Origin of the sequence: Salinibacterium sp. TMP30, from assembly GCF_038397785.1 — a bacterium.
In the GTDB taxonomy this organism is placed as follows: domain Bacteria; phylum Actinomycetota; class Actinomycetes; order Actinomycetales; family Microbacteriaceae; genus Rhodoglobus.
Window position 1 is genome coordinate 1519715 of the sequence record NZ_CP151642.1, and the last position, 15766, is coordinate 1535480.

The window sequence follows — 15766 nt, forward strand, 5'->3', positions numbered from 1 at the left end:
ATTCACTCATGACACACCCCGCACCAAACCACACCGTGGGAACCATCGTCGAGGGCTATGCCATTCCGGTTGTAAACGAGCGCGCTGTTCGAGTCGCTGCGGGCATCCTGTTTGTTGGCGGAGCAATCTCCTTCGCGTTCGCAATCGCTGAAGGTTCGACGGCGCCGCTTCGCCCATTCGGGATCCTGTTCATCATCGATATGCTGCTCCGCGTCACGGCTGGTGACCGCTGGTCGCCGACCCTCGCGCTGGGTCGCTTGATTGTCAGTAAGCAGCAGCCCACGTGGGTCGGTGCCCCTCAGAAGGTTTTCGCGTGGTGGCTCGGATATGGGCTCGCCCTCGTGTCCTGTGCCGGAATGGGCGCCCTCGGAGCACCCCTAGGGGTCACCCTCGCGCTCTGCGGTCTGTGCCTCACCCTGCTCTTCTTGGAGTCCGCTTTCGGCATTTGCGTCGGTTGTGCACTTCAACGCCTTCTCGCTAAAACCCCACCACAGTACTGCCCCGGCGACACCTGCCGGGTTTCCGAATAACCCCACACCTCACAAGGAGAAAAATGTTCCGACCTCTCACCGCTCTCGCAGCCTCCCTCATCATCTTGGCTTCGGTCGCCGGATGCTCAGCTCCCACTGAGACCGTCGAGCTGAGCGCCGACACCATCATCATTGACGTGCGCACGCCAGGTGAATTCGCGGCTGGTCACCTTGATGGTGCCAACCTTCTCGACCTCAACGGCGGCCAGTTTGCCCAGACGCTCCCCACGCTCGATCCCGAAGCTGAGTACGCCGTCTACTGCAAATCGGGCAACCGCTCAGGACAAGCTGTCGCGATGATGAATGATGCAGGTTTTACCAGCGTCATCGATCTTGGCTCGATTGACAACGCCACCCAGGTCACTCAGATCGAGGTTGTGCGCTAGCAGAACCCGTTCATTCGCCACAGCCAACGGGACTTTGTGCCGAGGGGAGCAATCGTCGTGTGCCTTGGCTACGAACTACCCGTGTGAACACGACACCGGACTCCAGCACGTTCTACAGCGCAGGAAACCCCCACGACCCTGCGACCAGAGGGTTCTCGCGCATCGTCGTTCCCACACGCTTGGGCGATGTCGTCGTGCACGTGAACCCCAACGGCGCCGCTCACTTCGAGACTGCGACCCTGCTGCTCCACGGAGCGGCAGGGTCGTGGACTACCTGGCTGCCACTCATCCGCGCCGCCCACACCGCCGACGAACCGCTGCAGAATGTGGTTGCCCTGGACCTCCCCGGCTGGGGTGAGAGCGGAAGCCTCGCCAAGAGCGCCACCGTCGAAGACATGGTGGATACCGTCGCACACGTCGCCAGAACGCTCGGCTTTGCCGACTGGCACACCATCGGCCACTCGTTGGGCGCACACCTCGCACTCACGCTTGCGGCGAGGTATCCCGAACGCACGCTCAGCGTGACCGCCATCTCTGCTACCGGGCCTACCGCGCTGGCTGTACTGCGGCATCCGATTCGCAACTTCGGAGCCCTGCCGCTGCTGGCGGGAATGTTGGGTGCCATGCGGCTCCTGGCAGCGCTTGGGCGTGCTGGCGACACACTGATTCGCACGCTTCACCGCCTGCGCCTTCTCGGCCACCTCAGCTCTCCCCTGTTCACCAGCCGAAGCACGCTTGACGATTCCGTCATTGACTCACTAGCCGCAGAGATCCGTCCGCTCGCTTTTGTTCGTGCATCCGCGGCCGCCGCCCGCTACGACGAACAAGCATGGTCGAGCATCCGCTGCCCGGTCACGCTGATTCGTGGTGAGCGTGACGTATTCGTGAGTGTGCGCGATGATCTCTGGTTCGCCAACGAGCTCCCGCACGCCAGACAACAATCGACTGAACACGCTGGGCATTTTGCGCACATCGAAACTGCTGGCCTTCAGCCTCCCAGCGCGCATCCCTTGCCCAGATCTTCCGAGAGGTCATCTAATTAATACCACTACTGCTCGCCGCCATTCCCCCAGCTTCGCCCAGTCTGTCTCGCTCGTCGCTGAACGCGAGATCACGGCGCGACTCCGCTCTAAAAGCTTCCTCATCACTACCGGCATCCTTCTGCTGCTTGTGCTCGGTGGGGTCATTGCGGGCGGCATCATGTCGAATACCTCCTCGACCACACCGGTGGCTGTCGTCAGTTCGGTGTCATCAGAACTGTCGAATGCCACCGGGCTGTCGGTCACCGGCCAAGCCGAGCTCCTCTCTCTGCTTGGTGCACCGCTGCTCTGGTTCGTGGGGTTCTACATCATCGGCTTCATCCTGCTCGCTGCACTCTTCGCGGCGGTGGGCGCGATGGTTTCCCGCCAAGAAGATCTGGGATCAGCGATGACCCCGGTGACGATGCTCATCATGTTGCCGTACTTCGCCATCATCTTCCTTAATGACAACCCTGTCGCACTCGCGGTGATGTCCTACATCCCGTTCTCGGCTCCCGTCGGGATGCCGATGCGGCTGTTCCTCGGTACCGCTGCCTGGTGGGAGCCACTCATCTCGCTCGTACTGCTGGTCGTGACCGCGGGGCTGGCCGTTCTGTTGGGCGCACGCATCTACAACAACTCGCGGCTCAAAGTCGGCACCCGAGTGAGTTGGGCTCAGGCCATCAAGGGCTAGTACATCGCTGAGTCGCTCAGCGGCGTTGACACTGCACCGGCGGTGTCAACGCCGCTTTGGCGCCTAGTCTTCTGTCGTGGGCTGCGGTGGCAGCTTGCGCACCTTTGAGCGGCGACGACGCCGCGCGGGAATCATGGAGCGCATCTCTTCAAGCTTGCCAAAACAGAGCAGTCGGTCGTTGGCTTCGAGCACGGTACGCCGGCCAGGATTGGGCACAACGCTAGAGCCACGGTGCAAGGTGAGCACGGTGATGTCTTTCTCACCGAGACCCGATTCGCCAAGTTGCTTGCCCACAAATTCCGCATCGCTGTGAACAACAATTTCGGCGACGCCATACCCGGTCGACACGCTGAGGCGCTGGCGAACATCGATCTCGGGAAATGCGACCTGGTTGGCGATGTAGTCAATGATCGCGCCCGCAACATCCAGTCCCGTCGCCCGCTCAATGCCTTCAAGACCTGGTGAGGAGTTGACCTCCATCACGAGGGGGCCATCTTTGCCCTCAAGCATGTCAACCCCCGCGACGCGCAGGCCCATGATTTGGGCGGCACGCACCGCGGCCCGGGTGTATTCAGGCGTGAGCTCGACCGCTTCGACATTCCCCCCGCGGTGCACGTTCGATCGGAACTCGTCCCCCACTGCCACTCGTCGCATCGCAGCGACCACACGGTCGCCAACAACGAGGGCGCGGATGTCACGACCCTTACTCTCCGAGATGAAACTCTGGATGAGCACATTCTGTTTTGTCGAATGCAATGTCTCAATGATTGCCTTGGCAACCTGTGTATCCGGAGCCAGAATCACACCGATGCCTTGGGTACCCTCGAGCAGCTTGATTACGACGGGTGCACCGCCGACGCGCTCGATGGCCATCTCGACATCCGCCCGGTTGTGCACAAACGTCGTCGCGGGCATGGCAATGTCGTGACGAGAAAGAATTTGCGTGGCACGCAACTTGTCGCGCGAATTCGTGATGCCGCTTGAGGTGTTCGGCGTGTAGACATCCATTTGTTCAAACTGGCGAACAACAGCCGTGCCGAAGTAGGTGATGGAGTTGCCGACACGGGGCAGGATGGCATCGTAATCTGAGAGCAACTTGCCGCGATATTGCAGGTCGGGTTCGTCCCCGGTCAGGTCAATCGCGAAGCGCAAAGTGTTCAACACTTTCACGTCGTGCCCCCGCTGCTGCGCGGCCGCTCGCAGCCGTTGAGTGGAGTAGGCCTGCGGGGCACGCGAGAGGATAGCGAGTTTCATCAGACGACCTGCCAAGATAAGGGGGTGATAGAACCTACCCATTCAAACACTATTGTCGGCTGGCGTGAGTGGGTTTCCCTCCCCGGTATTGGTGTGCCGTGGATCAAGGCCAAGATCGACAGCGGCGCGCACAGTTCTGCTCTTCATGCGGATCACATCGAAGAGTTTGTGGGCGACGACGGCAACGAGTGGGTTCGTTTTCATCTAAAACCGTGGCAGAATTCCGATGCAGATGCGGCAATTGTCGAGTGCGCGATACACGATCGTCGTGCCGTGCGAAGTTCGTCAGGTCATCGCGAAGACCGCATCGCCGTGCTCATTGACGTTGAGCTGGGTGGTCACACCGTCGCCGCCGAAACCACTCTCACTAACCGCGATGAGATGGGGTTTCGGATGCTCGTCGGCCGCGAAGTTCTCAGCCAAGGGTTCCTGGTGGATTCCGACAAGTCGTTCCTCGGCGGGCGCGCACCGCGCGACATTCGGCGGCGCAATCAGGGGCGCGGCTGACGATCCTCGGTTGATCCTGAAACTCTACTGGTTGCGCTCTCAGAAGCACTGGTTATTGTGAAGATATGAGCATCGATATTCCGTCTTCAGAAGACTTCACCGAGCTGTCTCAGCAACGTAACGCGGGCAGCGTTTCCCTCTATGTGGCATCCGGAGCTGCAGGCGATCGTCCCCCTATCGCCCGCGATACGGAGGCCGCACGCTTGGCGCTACGTTCCGCCGCCACCGAAGCACTTGCCGAACTCGACACGATCGGCCTCGACAAGGCGGAACGTGACGCCATCAGTGAATCGCTGGACTCGCTTGATGGCGATCGCAACTTGTGGAGCACTCCTGCCCGCACAATCGCAGTTTTTGCCTCCCCGAAGTTCACCCGCGCTTTTGGGCTGAGAAATGAACTTCCCTCACACAGCGCCGTGGGTGGCCGGTTTGACCTCGGGCCGCTCCTGCGGGCAACCACGTTCGGGCACAGCGGCTACGTGTTGGCAATCACTGAAGGAGACGTGCGGCTGCTCTTCCTCAGCTCGGATGCGTCGAGCGAGCTGATCGAGCTTCCTACCCTTCCTGATGATGTCGCTCTGACGCTTGAAACGACAGAAACCGATGGCAGGTTTGACCGCCGCCGCGCAGACGGTGCCCTCGGGCCCAAGATCGAACAGCGCCGGTACTGTTCTGTTGTGCAAGAGGCCGTTCTCGACGTCATTGGCAAGTCTGGCCTACCCCTTATTCTGTCGGCCGCTTCAGACTTGGAGCCCGCCTACCGGGAGGCGAACAGTTATCGAGGTCTGCTAGAGCACGGCATCGATGCGAACCCCAGCTCACTGTCATTGGCGGAGTTGGAGAAGCGTGGCCGCGCCGTTCTGGAGCAACACTCAGAGGGCGAACTTGCGTCCTGGCGGGAAAGCTTCGGCACCAAACGGGCCAATGGTCTTGCTAGTTCCCAGTTGAGTGATGTCGCCCACGCGGCAACCGCCGGACTCGTTGATACGCTACTGTTCGATCTCGCCTCCACTGAAGAGGGAAGCATTGACGAGGGCGGTGTGCTCACCATTGCGCATGAACCTGGCCCCACCACGTATGGGCTTGTCGACGAGGTTGCGGTTCGTGTTCTGCGCGCCGGCGGCACTGTGAAGGCGGTGCGTCGGGAGGATCTCCCTGATGACAAGCCGGTAGCCGCTACGTTCCGCGGTAAGCCTTAGTCGGTTCCAGCTGTTCGTGATTGCGGGATGCGGGGTGCCGGGTGCCGGGCATCCGCTTAGGGAGCTTTCGGGTTTGCAGCCCTGCCCTCGGTACTCAGCAACACGACGACCGCATCGTCGGTGATGCCGAGTTCTGCCCGGCGATCGGGGTCGATGAGCACTGCTCGGGCACCCGCCAGAGTTGAGGCTCCGCACGGCCCAGAGTCGACACCGTGGCTCGCGAGATCGTGTACCGCTGCGAGTGCCTCCGAATCGGTAACAGTAACGGATGCGTCGAGCCCCGCCAGCAGGATCGGCCACGCAAGTTCTGAGACGGTGCCGCAGTTCAGGCCTGTCATCACGGTGTCGGCGGTAGAGACGGGCGTGATTCGACCGGCACGCAGCGAGGTCGTTACGGAGGACGCTGTGTCGGGTTCAACGGAGAGCACTGATGGCGTGTGTTCTGTGGAGCGGTAGTGCCTGAGAGCTGCTTGAGCGAACGATCCGACCCCGGAGGGGACGACGATAAGGTCGAGACGCTCGATCCCAGCACTGCGCAGTTGTTCGTCAATTTCGGCGAACAAGGTGTCATAGCCATCGACGACCCACTGAGGGATCTCCTCATACCCCCTCCACGAGGAGTCTTGGATCAGCACCGCGTCGCCAACGGTGGCGTTTCTGGCGTACTTAACAACATCGTCGTAGGGCACACTAAGTTCAATCAGCGTCGCGCCTTCCGAACGAATCGCATCCATCGCGGCCCGAGATACCTCTGCGGGCACATAGATAGTGGCGGGCAGCCCAAGCAAGTTCGCGACGTGGGCCACGGCCCGGCCATGATTACCGTCTGTCGCCGCAGCAAGCGACAGCGCAGAGTCAGCGCCGAGGCGTTTGCGAAGCTCGTCGAGCGAGTAGGCAACGCCAGGAGCACCCAACCGGGCTGACAGCGCGCGGGAGATCGCGTAGGAGGCACCCAGAATCTTAAACGCCGGCAAACCGAGACGCTGCGATTCGTCCTTAACGAAAACTGCCCCGACCTTCAGTATTGCTGCCGCTTCCGGCAGCGGAGTAAGGGGCGTCGGAGCGTAGCCGGGCAGGGAGTTGTGAAACTCGCGCATGTCTAAACGCACGGGCTCGGTGCGCCATGAGCGCGCGGCCGGGTTCGAGTACCAGCCTGCTGTGCTGTCAGATGTTGAGGTGACCATGGGGCGAGCCTAGATCCTCTGGCCGCGCGGAGATAGTGTCACCCTCTCCTGTTGCCGGGTGGGCTATGCCGGGTGGGCTATGCCGCGGTACGGCTCACCTTCACCACGACATCGTGAACAATCTCAACGCCCTCTGCGCTCGTCACGTGTCGCGAGCGTGGCTCGGCGATCTCAATCCGCAGCATCTCGTCCTTGATCACATCGAGCACATCATCTGCGCTGTACATCAACTCAGCCAGGTGCGCCCGGTTGTGGGAACCTTCATCGGTATCGGAGGCGTCATGGCCGACGATGAGCAGAGTCCCCCGGGGTGCGACAGCGGCCGCAAGAGACCGAAACAGGGTAGCGATGATCGGTTTAGAGAGATGCATAAACTGCACCGAAACTAGGTCGAAAGACCGAGGCTCTGGGGCCCACATGGTCACGTCGTGCTGCTGCCAGTCGATTCGGGCCGCCGCGGCCGGATCGACGCATTCTGCATGAGCGCGCGCTTTGTCGAGAGCGTTCGTAGCGATATCGACACCAGTGACCTGCCATCCCTGTTGTGCAAGCCACAAGGCATCCGCCCCTTCGCCACACCCAATGTCGAGGGCGCGACCCGGCGTCAGCCCGGTGGCCTCAGTGACAAGCACGGGATTCGGGTTGCCGCTCCACGAGAGACTCTTGGCCGCGTAACGATCTTCCCAAAACTCTCGGTCGGCGCGATTCTCATCGTTGCCCATCAGCGCTTCTTCCCGTATTTGCGACGGCCGTCAACGCGCGCTATGACCGTGTTCCCTCTGCTGTCGATGACCGAGTTCACCAGCCGCTGGTACCCGGGCCACCCTTAAACGGCCCGACGAGCTGAGATGTCATCCATCCACCGTAGAAGTCCCCTGCTTGGGAGGTCACGAGTTCCCCGTCGACTTCGCACGAGTCCATCTGGCCGGGGTAGAGCGCAACGCGCGTGCCCAACTCTTCAAAGCCACGGGTCGGCGCCGGGTAGGTCCACCCGGCACGAGCAGCGACCACTCCCCCGGCGACAACATCAAAATAGTGCGCCTGTCCCTTGAACTCGCAGAAGCTGGTGCCCGACACAGGCACAAGCACACCGGCCGGGAACGCAGCTATCGGTAGGTAATAGACGGGCGGATGGCTCGTCTCCAGAACACGCACGGCATCCGTGGTGTCGGCGATCACCTGCCCCCCGAGCTTCACGACTACGCGTTCGTTCCGCGGCTCTACCCGGGGCGGACGTGGGTAGTCCCACACCGATTCTTGCCCTGCCTTCGGTGTGATCGGGGTGGGGCGTCGCAGGGAACGAGGAAAACCGGGTTCGGGAGTCATGCTCCCATAGTGCAACGACCCGCTGGGATGCCGCTGCAAATACTGGCTCAAGGATTTGTTCTCGCAGCCCAATTTTGATGCCAGCGTGACGGCGAAGCGCGCTCATCACCCTGCCCTGTGACGACGCAACCGCTATATGTGCGCGTTGAAGGTATGCTTCGGTCAACTCCCTACGTCAAAGTTCGAAGTAGGGTGCCCAGAGCAGTCATGCTCTCAACCGAACATTGTTCAGAGGCGGGGGCTTCGTGCGTGTAAGCGGGAATCTCGCAAAGCGTGTTGTGCCGGGTGCGTTTCTCCTAACCACGGTTCTCGTCGCTGGGATAGTGATTGCCCCTGTCTCGTCACCCCAGGCCGCGGCAGCGCCCCCTCCCACTTCCGGTTCGCTGATCGTCAACGAAAGCTTCACCGGAGCGACGCTGACAGACACCGCTTGGACCGGTCTCGAGGCTGCCTGCCTCACGGGTGCCCCCTCAGGGTCGCCTCCGAGCACAACAGTCAACGACTGCAGCTCTTCACAGAGCGGTCCTATACCAACCCTCGGCGCAACCCCCGGATATCTGCAGCTAACCGACACCACGACAAGGACAAACGGGACGCTTCTGTACAACCGCTCGATTCCAGCATCAGCGGGGATCTCGGTGGTGTTCGAGCAATACCAGTACGGCGGCGGCGGTGCGGACGGCATCGGTTTCTTCATCGTCGATGGGGCAACCAACCTGACCCAGGGAGGCGGTACCGGCGGCAGCCTTGGCTACTCGCAGCGCTACACCACAGCGGGCATCCGCGGAGGCTATATCGGCGTTGGTTTAGATACTTTTGGCAACTTTTACGCCGACGGAGAGGGGAAAGGCGCAAACTGTCCGGTCGGGCAACGCTCACCCAGCACCGCCTCCGGTTCGGTAGGCGCCAATGTCGTGACTCTGCGTGGCCCCGGCAACGGCACGAACGGGTACTGCTACCAAGCATCAACAACCGACCCTGCGAGCGACCCAAACAAACCGACCTCGACGTTGCCCGGGAACCTGCGCGCGCCAACTGGTACAACCGATCCAGCGCTCGCCAAACGGCTCATCAATGTTCAAATCACACCGGCGCCGAGCCCTCGCGTGATCGTGCAGATTGATTTTGGAACCGGTAATGGCTGGCAGGAAGTGCTAAATCATCCGGCGCCCGCGAATACCCCCAACACCTACAAGTTCGGTTTTGCTGGTGCTACCGGTGGGGTAACTGACGTGCACTTGCTGCGCAATGTGGTTGTCCGAACCATCCAGCCACTGGCCAACCTGAACATCACGAAGCAGATTGACCGTAGAGGAGCGTCACTGCCCGCTGTCATCACCGCGGGCACCCAGATCCCGTACCAATATGTCGTTACCAATGTTGGGCTCGTGCCAGTGGACACTCTGACAGTGGCCGACAACAAGATTGCTACCGTGAGCTGCGATGCCACGACCCTGCCTCCAGCGCCCGCTCCCACTGCATCAACAGTGTGCCATGGCACCTATACCGTGACTCCGTCAGATGTCGTCGCTGGATTGGTCACTAATACCGTACAAGCGACAGGTTTGGACCCAAGCAACGCAACGATCACCTCTAACGTCGACACGATAACTGTGCAGTTGGTATCACGACTCACACTCACCAAGGCAGTCACAACTGCAGCCCCGTATGTCGTAGGACAACAGGTCGATTACAGCTACACGGTGACAAACACTGGCGGATCCACCGTGTCCAATATCGCGGTCACAGACAATCGCGCTGCCGGCGGCAAAGTGACCTGCGACGCAACGAATCTTGACCCGGGTCAGACCGCAAACTGTGCGCTGACGACAACGGTACTGGCCAGCTTCCTCTCGGCTGCCGGAAGTCTGCTCAACACAGCGTCAGCCGCAGGGGTAACAACGCTCGGCCAGTCGGTCACCTCCAACCAAGCACAGGCAAGTATCCAAGTCGGAACCGACGTTAGGGTGACCAAGACCGTTACCAACGCCTCCCCGCAGGTTGGCCAACAGGTGACCTTCACGGTCACCGGAACCAATATTGGGCCCGCTGTTGCGACCAGCGTTGTGATCAACGATTTGCTTCCCACCGGGCTCGGGTTGGTGTCCGCGACCGCATCCACAGGCGCCTACGACTCCGCGACCGGCAACTGGACAATCCCTAGCCTGGCGGTCGCCTCGCCGCCGGCCACCCTTACCGTGGTAGCAACTGTGGACACCGCCAGAGTACTCACTAATGCGGCGACACTCGTCACACTGCAACAGCCCGATACAAATCCGGCCAACAACACCGCATCAGTGAGCCTCAACCCCGTAGTTGCTACGACGGATATCGCCGTGAACATCTTCGTCGACTCGCCATCAATTCGCGTCGGGAAAACAGCCAACTTCACCATTTCGGCCACCAACAATGGCCCCCAACCAGCGACCAACGTGACGATCGCGAACACGCTGCCGAGCCGACTCCAACTCATTTCAACTTCTGGGGCCTACAACGCAACCAGCGGAATCTGGACTGTGGGCAACCTCGCTGTGGGACAAACGGTTTCAGTGAACTTAGAGGTGCGAGCTACCGACGTGGGCTCGTTCCAGAACACTGCCGGGCTGGCCACCGTTTCACCGCAGGATGTCAACCAGTCCAACGACGTTGATCGTGCAATCCTCACCGTCACTGCGTCGATCGCCGACCTGCAGATCGTAAAATCTATTCTGTCTGGCACCGAGGGCGTGGTCGTTGGAGACTTCGTAACGTACGTCGCCACGGTCACGAACGCGGGTCCGGACGTCGTACCCGACGCTTTTGCCTCGGAAACTCAAATCGATGGTCTCGCGTTCCAGACCCAAGACATAACATCGACTAACCCATCGCAGGGCACAGTAGATTCGACCGGTCTGACGTGGAATATTGGCTCCTTGGCACCCGGAGAATCCGCAACCTTCACAGTGCGCGCTCAGGTGCTGACTGTCGGAACTAAGCTCAGCGTATCGACCGTCAGCTCAGCCACTGTTGACGACCCTGATCAGAGTAACAATACCGACATCGCCTCCTTCAGCACCGGACCGGCTGTGCTTGACCTCAGCCTCACGAAGACTCGGCTTGGGCCTGCAGAGGTGAATGTGGGGCAGTCGGTGAGCTTCACCATCGACGTGACGAACGATGGTCCCGCCGCCGCGACCGACGTAGCGATCATCGATCAGCTGCCCGCGGGCCTCACCTACGACTCGTCGGTACCGAGCGCTGGAAGCTTTGATTCGCAAACGGGCATCTGGTCGCTCGCCAATCTACCGAGCGGCGGCACCGAGACACTCACAGTGACAGCGACGGCAGTGCAACCGGGCACGATCACCAACACCGCATCGATTCAGTCGCTCAACGAATCCGACACCGATCAGGAGAATAATTCCGCTAGCGCCTCGGTCGACGTAGTAGTTCGTGCAGACCTTGCCATAGGCAAGTCGGTGTCACCAGCGCTCGCCCAGCCCGGCGAGACTGTGACGTACACCGTCACCGTCAGCAACAATGGGCCCAACACAGCCGAAAATGTGCAAGCAGTCGATCCGATCAAGATCGAGGCGACGGTCACGGGCAGCACAATTACCCAAGGCTCTTTCGACGCGGCAGCCCGCGTCTGGGACATAGGAACGCTGACATCCGGACAGACCGCAACACTGACCCTGAGCGTGCAGATCACCCGCACTGGAACGTTCCTGAATACTGTTGTGATCTCGCAGAGCAGCATCCCCGACCCCAATCTCGCCAATAATCAAGCCCAAGCGACGATCGAGATACCCGCCGCCGACCTGAGTGTCGATGCCTCTGTTGACGATAATTCTCCTCGCGTTGGTCAACAGGTAACTCTCACGATTTCGGCTAGCAATCTCGGCCCAGAGTCAACGACATCAGCCGTCGTGACGAGTCTTCTCCCGGCAGGTCTTAACTACATCACCAGCATCACATCAACGGGTAGCTACGACGAGGCGACAGGCATTTGGACTATCGGCACCCTCGACGTCAACGCCCCAGCCGAGACTTTGACTATCACCGCCACGTTCACTGCGACTGTTTCGCTAGTGAACCTGGCTCGGATAAGCTCCACGTTCCCCTTCGACCCTGACCAGACCAACAACAGCGCTTCAGTCATTTTTGCGGCAGCGGGTGATGGCAATCTGCCAGGCGGTATGCTCTCCTCAACCGGATTCTCGGCACTCCCACCGTTGATCGCCGCCACATTCCTGCTTGCGCTCGGTGGTGTGACGCTACTAATCAGCCGTCGCCGCCGCCGCTGATGAATCTGGATTGACAGCACACGTTTAGACGGTCGCACTGAACCAGTGCGGGCTCGATGCTCCCCTCCTGCAACTACCCGCTGTGATGCCGCTGCAAATTCACGCGGGAATCGGCTCAGCGGGCACGTCGGTCAGGTACTTACGCGGGTACGCTCCGGTGCGCACCGGGGATGACACGCGTTGTGCGATAGGTGTCGACGGCAATCACACTGCCAAGGATGACAAGTGAAAGGGCCATGGAGGCGAGCACGTCGCTGGTCCAGTGGTAGCCGAGATAGAGGCGGCTCAGGGCTGTGGCGACTACCAGCAACGTGGCCACTGTGTACGAAACCGCAGCCATGCGGGGGTTGTTGCGCCGCGAGAACACCAAGAAAGTCACGATGAGGAAGAAATCGGCCACACCAAGAACATGACCGGACGGGAATGAGAATGTCATATCGGGGCCATACAGCATGAGGTCCACGGGTGGCCGACTTCGACCAACAACACGGGTGATGATCTGCACGATGATCACCCCGGTGAGAATTCCTGTTGCCAAGAGAAACGGCCGCCATGAATGCTCAGCCCGGACGCCCCAGGTCACGGTCACCGCCAACACGATGATGGGAAGTGCAATGGGTCCGAAAATCTCCGTAACGACCACCATGATCACAGTCAGGGTCTCCGTCTGACCATCCTCAAGCCACGCTTGGATCGCGGTATCCATTGTGGTCAGGAGCTCGGGTTGAAGCACCGACCACCACAGGGTCAGCAGGCTCACAAGCCCGAGGAAGATGAGCGAGCCCGCGACCACATACAGCTTCATTTGTGTCGCGGCTGGCACAATTCGTTCGTCTACAAAGAGTCTCGTATAGAGCCGGGAATGCCGCGAGGTGCTCGATGGTGATGTAGGACTGTTCACGCTCATGTTTAGGCTCCGGCGACCCGCTTGCGTTCCTTCTTCAGGTCATACTCTGGTCGCGGCCAGTCCAACTCCATCTCGCGCAGTTTCGTGATCACAATCTGCTGCACCGCCAGTCGGGCATACCACTTATGGTCGGCAGGAATGACGTACCAGGGCGCGTGATTTGTGGATGTTCGTTCGAGCGCGATTTGGTAGGCCTCCTGCAGCGCCCGCCACCGTTCGCGGTCGTCGACGTCGCTCGGGTTGTACTTCCATAACTTCGAGTTGCGGTGGAGCCGGGCAACCAATCGTTTCTTTTGTTGTTTCTCGCTGATCTGAAGCATCACTTTGATGACGACGATTCCGTTATCGATTGCCGTCTGCTCAAAGGTGTTGATTCTGCCGTACCGTCCTTCGATCGTCTTGGGGTCGGCGAGGTTTTGTACCCGGGCGGCGAGAACGTCCTCATAGTGGGATCGATCGAAGACGCTGACCATTCCTGGTTCCGGGAGGCGTTTGCGCACTCGCCACAGGAACCCGTGACGCTTCTCTTCGTCCGTGGGGGCTGCGAAGCCGTGCACTACTACGCCGGAAGCATTCATACCGGCGAGGGCATGCTTAACGATCCCTCCTTTGCCAGAGCTATCCATCCCCTGCAACACGATCAGCAACGACGCTGTTCCTCCGACCGTGCTGTCGGCAAACAATTTGCCCTGCAACTTACCGAGTGTGCGGCGGTTCTTGCGCAGCATTGCCGTGCCCGACTTTTTCGAGGCCGTGATTCCGGGCGTCGCCGTCGGGTCGACGTCGGCGAGCTGGAACACCGAATCCACCCGAAGAATCTCGCTTGGTTCTTCTGACCACACAGTTTTCGACATAGGTGATGGTATCTCGTAGGGCTGCTCGCATACACTGAGCCTCATGAATGATGCCTCAGTGTCGGGCGCGGCCCGCAGCGCTAAGAACAGCACGCCACTTCGTGGTCTGGCCCGTCTGGGCTTTGCCGTCAACGGCCTCGTACATATTCTCATCGGTTCGTTGGCGATCAGCATCACGATCGGTGCTGGAGGGGGCTCGGCAGATCAGTCCGGCGCGTTTGGTCAGCTGGCGTCAACCCCGGGCGGTGTTTTCCTGCTGTGGACTGTAGTCGTCGGCATGTTCGCTCTCGGTTTATGGCTACTCATTTCGGCTTTTCTTATGCACGGCGGCGATTCCAAAAACAAGTGGAAGCGACGCGCCGCTGAACTCGCGAAGGCGGTGACCTATATTGCGGTCGGAGCCTCGGCGGTGCCCTTCGCGCTCGGCAGCGGATCGAATTCGTCGAGCAGCGCCAGCAGTGCCAGTGCGACGCTATTGTCGTCCCCTGGCGGTGTCTTCGTGTTGATTCTCGCCGGTGTTGTCGTTCTCGGCGTCGGAGCGTATTTCGTGTACAAAGGCGTGACCCAGAAGTTTACCGAAGATATTTCGCTGCCCGCCGAGCCGATGCGGAAGTTCGTGCTCGCCCTCGGCGTTGCGGGGTATGTCGCGAAAGGAATCGCGATCGGTGTTGTAGGAATTCTTCTTATTGCCGCCGCGGTCACTCACGACTCAAGCAAGTCCACCGGCCTTGATGGGGCGCTGAAGAATCTTGCGAGCCTGCCCTACGGCATGGTCATCCTGACTGTGATCGGAGTCGGCTTCATCGCCTACGGACTATATTGCTTCGTCCGGGCCTGGCGCGCGCGACTCTGATTCTCGCTGGCCTCGCGCGATCCGCCCACCCCGGATGCGACGCTCTCCGTCAATTTTTGCGGCTAACGGTGCCGCCACAACAACGGCGACACCGACTCCGAGTAGCAACGCACCGACAGTGTCACTCAACCAGTGCGCTCCCAAGTAGGTGCGGCTGAGCATCATCATCACGGTATAGACGGCACCGGCAATCCATACCCATAGCCGCGGGAACAGTATCGACAGAATGAGGGCCATAGCTGCCGCGTTAGCGACATGGCCCGAGGGGAAAGAGCCGAAGTCCACGTTCACGAGGATGGTGTCGGGCCGCGCCCGACTGAAGAGGTGTTTGAGAAGCTGGACGGTGCCGCCAGTGAGCGCGGTGGCGATCAGAAAGTAGAGCGCGGCCCACGGTCGCTTTATCAGCAGCAACGCAATGATGATTGCGCCGGGAATGATAAAGCTGGCGACCGCTCCTGCGCCCAGATAGTTCAGCACGAGCGCCAAGTTTTGCCAGATCGGCGAACGATTCTCGCCCAGTACTGCCATCCACAACGTATCGATGGTGAGTGGCATGCCCTTATCGCGCACAACGATCAGTGCGCCCAATGCGAACACCAGCCCCAACGCGACGAATCCGCTCACCAGCGGCCACACTCGACGGACGCGTTGGGCACGGTCGGTGGCGGCAATTTCTGGATGCTTGTTCACCATGACGCAATGCTAGAACTTTCTGAGGGCGAAGCGTAAACACACAGAGCCCCTGCCTTCTTCACCCGCTAGAGTCA

At 60.3% G+C, this 15766-nt stretch carries 15 protein-coding genes; 8 read left to right on the forward strand and 7 right to left on the reverse strand.

What is annotated here, in order from left to right; all coding sequences use genetic code 11:
- Positions 1-8 precede the first annotated feature (8 nt).
- The 4 genes from AADH44_RS07440 (at position 9) to AADH44_RS07455 (ending at position 2629) form a co-directional block, all read left to right on the forward strand.
- Positions 9-530: a DUF4395 domain-containing protein gene (locus AADH44_RS07440; RefSeq protein WP_341952081.1), complete on the forward strand. Its 522-nt coding sequence runs from the start codon at positions 9-11 to the stop codon at positions 528-530.
- 23 nt (positions 531-553) lie between these two features.
- Complete coding sequence (locus AADH44_RS07445) at positions 554-916, forward strand: rhodanese-like domain-containing protein (RefSeq protein ID WP_341952082.1); 363 nt, start codon at positions 554-556, stop codon at positions 914-916.
- 83 nt (positions 917-999) lie between these two features.
- A complete protein-coding gene (locus AADH44_RS07450) occupies positions 1000-1959 on the forward strand; it encodes an alpha/beta hydrolase (protein WP_341952083.1) in 960 nt (319 codons plus the stop codon).
- Positions 1880-2629, forward strand: a complete 750-nt coding sequence (locus AADH44_RS07455) for an ABC transporter permease (RefSeq protein ID WP_341952084.1) — start codon at positions 1880-1882, stop codon at positions 2627-2629. The genes AADH44_RS07450 and AADH44_RS07455 overlap by 80 nt, the downstream gene beginning before the upstream one ends.
- A 63-nt stretch (positions 2630-2692) precedes the next feature.
- Here the strand turns inward: AADH44_RS07455 and AADH44_RS07460 are convergent, their stop codons facing one another.
- Complete coding sequence (locus AADH44_RS07460) at positions 2693-3883, reverse strand: RimK family alpha-L-glutamate ligase (protein ID WP_341952085.1); 1191 nt, start codon at positions 3881-3883, stop codon at positions 2693-2695.
- A 24-nt stretch (positions 3884-3907) separates the two neighbouring features.
- Here AADH44_RS07460 and AADH44_RS07465 point away from each other — a divergent pair, with 24 nt between their 5' ends.
- Both AADH44_RS07465 and AADH44_RS07470 read left to right on the forward strand, forming a co-directional pair.
- On the forward strand, positions 3908-4390 hold the full coding sequence (locus AADH44_RS07465) for a RimK/LysX family protein (protein WP_341952086.1): 483 nt from the start codon (positions 3908-3910) through the stop codon (positions 4388-4390).
- Positions 4391-4455: 65 nt separating this feature from the next.
- Positions 4456-5589, forward strand: a complete 1134-nt coding sequence (locus AADH44_RS07470) for a hypothetical protein (RefSeq protein WP_341952087.1) — start codon at positions 4456-4458, stop codon at positions 5587-5589.
- A 56-nt stretch (positions 5590-5645) separates the two neighbouring features.
- On the opposite strand, the gene AADH44_RS07475 is transcribed toward AADH44_RS07470, so the two are convergent.
- From AADH44_RS07475 to AADH44_RS07485, 3 genes are all read right to left on the reverse strand, one after another.
- Positions 5646-6773 carry a diaminopropionate ammonia-lyase gene (locus AADH44_RS07475; protein WP_341952088.1) on the reverse strand — a complete coding sequence of 376 codons (1128 nt, stop codon included), beginning with the start codon at positions 6771-6773 and terminating at the stop codon, positions 5646-5648.
- Positions 6774-6850: 77 nt separating this feature from the next.
- Positions 6851-7495, reverse strand: a complete 645-nt coding sequence (locus AADH44_RS07480; RefSeq protein ID WP_341952089.1) for a class I SAM-dependent methyltransferase — start codon at positions 7493-7495, stop codon at positions 6851-6853.
- A gap of 76 nt (positions 7496-7571) precedes the next feature.
- Positions 7572-8099 carry a DUF427 domain-containing protein gene (locus AADH44_RS07485; RefSeq protein ID WP_341952090.1) on the reverse strand — a complete coding sequence of 176 codons (528 nt, stop codon included), beginning with the start codon at positions 8097-8099 and terminating at the stop codon, positions 7572-7574.
- Positions 8100-8344: 245 nt separating this feature from the next.
- On the opposite strand from AADH44_RS07485, the gene AADH44_RS07490 reads away from it, so the two are divergent.
- Positions 8345-12385 carry a CARDB domain-containing protein gene (locus tag AADH44_RS07490; protein WP_341952091.1) on the forward strand — a complete coding sequence of 1347 codons (4041 nt, stop codon included), beginning with the start codon at positions 8345-8347 and terminating at the stop codon, positions 12383-12385.
- Between the two features lie 139 nt (positions 12386-12524).
- Here the strand turns inward: AADH44_RS07490 and AADH44_RS07495 are convergent, their stop codons facing one another.
- Both AADH44_RS07495 and AADH44_RS07500 read right to left on the reverse strand, forming a co-directional pair.
- On the reverse strand, positions 12525-13292 hold the full coding sequence (locus AADH44_RS07495) for a phosphatase PAP2 family protein (RefSeq protein ID WP_341952092.1): 768 nt from the start codon (positions 13290-13292) through the stop codon (positions 12525-12527).
- Between the two features lie 2 nt (positions 13293-13294).
- Complete coding sequence (locus AADH44_RS07500; RefSeq protein WP_341952093.1) at positions 13295-14146, reverse strand: PPK2 family polyphosphate kinase; 852 nt, start codon at positions 14144-14146, stop codon at positions 13295-13297.
- Positions 14147-14189: 43 nt separating this feature from the next.
- Here AADH44_RS07500 and AADH44_RS07505 point away from each other — a divergent pair, with 43 nt between their 5' ends.
- Positions 14190-14999, forward strand: a complete 810-nt coding sequence (locus AADH44_RS07505; RefSeq protein WP_341952094.1) for a DUF1206 domain-containing protein — start codon at positions 14190-14192, stop codon at positions 14997-14999.
- Here AADH44_RS07505 and AADH44_RS07510 read toward each other — a convergent pair.
- The gene (locus AADH44_RS07510; RefSeq protein ID WP_341952095.1) at positions 14961-15692 is read right to left on the reverse strand and encodes a phosphatase PAP2 family protein; all 732 of its coding nucleotides are present in this window, start codon (positions 15690-15692) and stop codon (positions 14961-14963) included. The genes AADH44_RS07505 and AADH44_RS07510 overlap by 39 nt on opposite strands.
- Positions 15693-15766: the final 74 nt, after the last annotated feature.

What these genes read in the sequence shown, in the direction of transcription:
- AADH44_RS07480 (WP_341952089.1), bottom strand. Translation starts at nt 7,495, where the DNA reads ATGGGCAACGATGAGAATCGCGCCGACCGAGAGTTTTGGGAAGATCGT.
- AADH44_RS07495 (WP_341952092.1), bottom strand. Translation starts at nt 13,292, where the DNA reads ATGAGCGTGAACAGTCCTACATCACCATCGAGCACCTCGCGGCATTCC.
- AADH44_RS07505 (WP_341952094.1), top strand. Translation starts at nt 14,190, where the DNA reads ATGAATGATGCCTCAGTGTCGGGCGCGGCCCGCAGCGCTAAGAACAGC.
- AADH44_RS07485 (WP_341952090.1), bottom strand. Translation starts at nt 8,099, where the DNA reads ATGACTCCCGAACCCGGTTTTCCTCGTTCCCTGCGACGCCCCACCCCG.
- AADH44_RS07440 (WP_341952081.1), top strand. Translation starts at nt 9, where the DNA reads ATGACACACCCCGCACCAAACCACACCGTGGGAACCATCGTCGAGGGC.
- AADH44_RS07510 (WP_341952095.1), bottom strand. Translation starts at nt 15,692, where the DNA reads ATGGTGAACAAGCATCCAGAAATTGCCGCCACCGACCGTGCCCAACGC.
- AADH44_RS07445 (WP_341952082.1), top strand. Translation starts at nt 554, where the DNA reads ATGTTCCGACCTCTCACCGCTCTCGCAGCCTCCCTCATCATCTTGGCT.
- AADH44_RS07500 (WP_341952093.1), bottom strand. Translation starts at nt 14,146, where the DNA reads ATGTCGAAAACTGTGTGGTCAGAAGAACCAAGCGAGATTCTTCGGGTG.
- AADH44_RS07470 (WP_341952087.1), top strand. Translation starts at nt 4,456, where the DNA reads ATGAGCATCGATATTCCGTCTTCAGAAGACTTCACCGAGCTGTCTCAG.
- AADH44_RS07460 (WP_341952085.1), bottom strand. Translation starts at nt 3,883, where the DNA reads ATGAAACTCGCTATCCTCTCGCGTGCCCCGCAGGCCTACTCCACTCAA.
- AADH44_RS07475 (WP_341952088.1), bottom strand. Translation starts at nt 6,773, where the DNA reads ATGGTCACCTCAACATCTGACAGCACAGCAGGCTGGTACTCGAACCCG.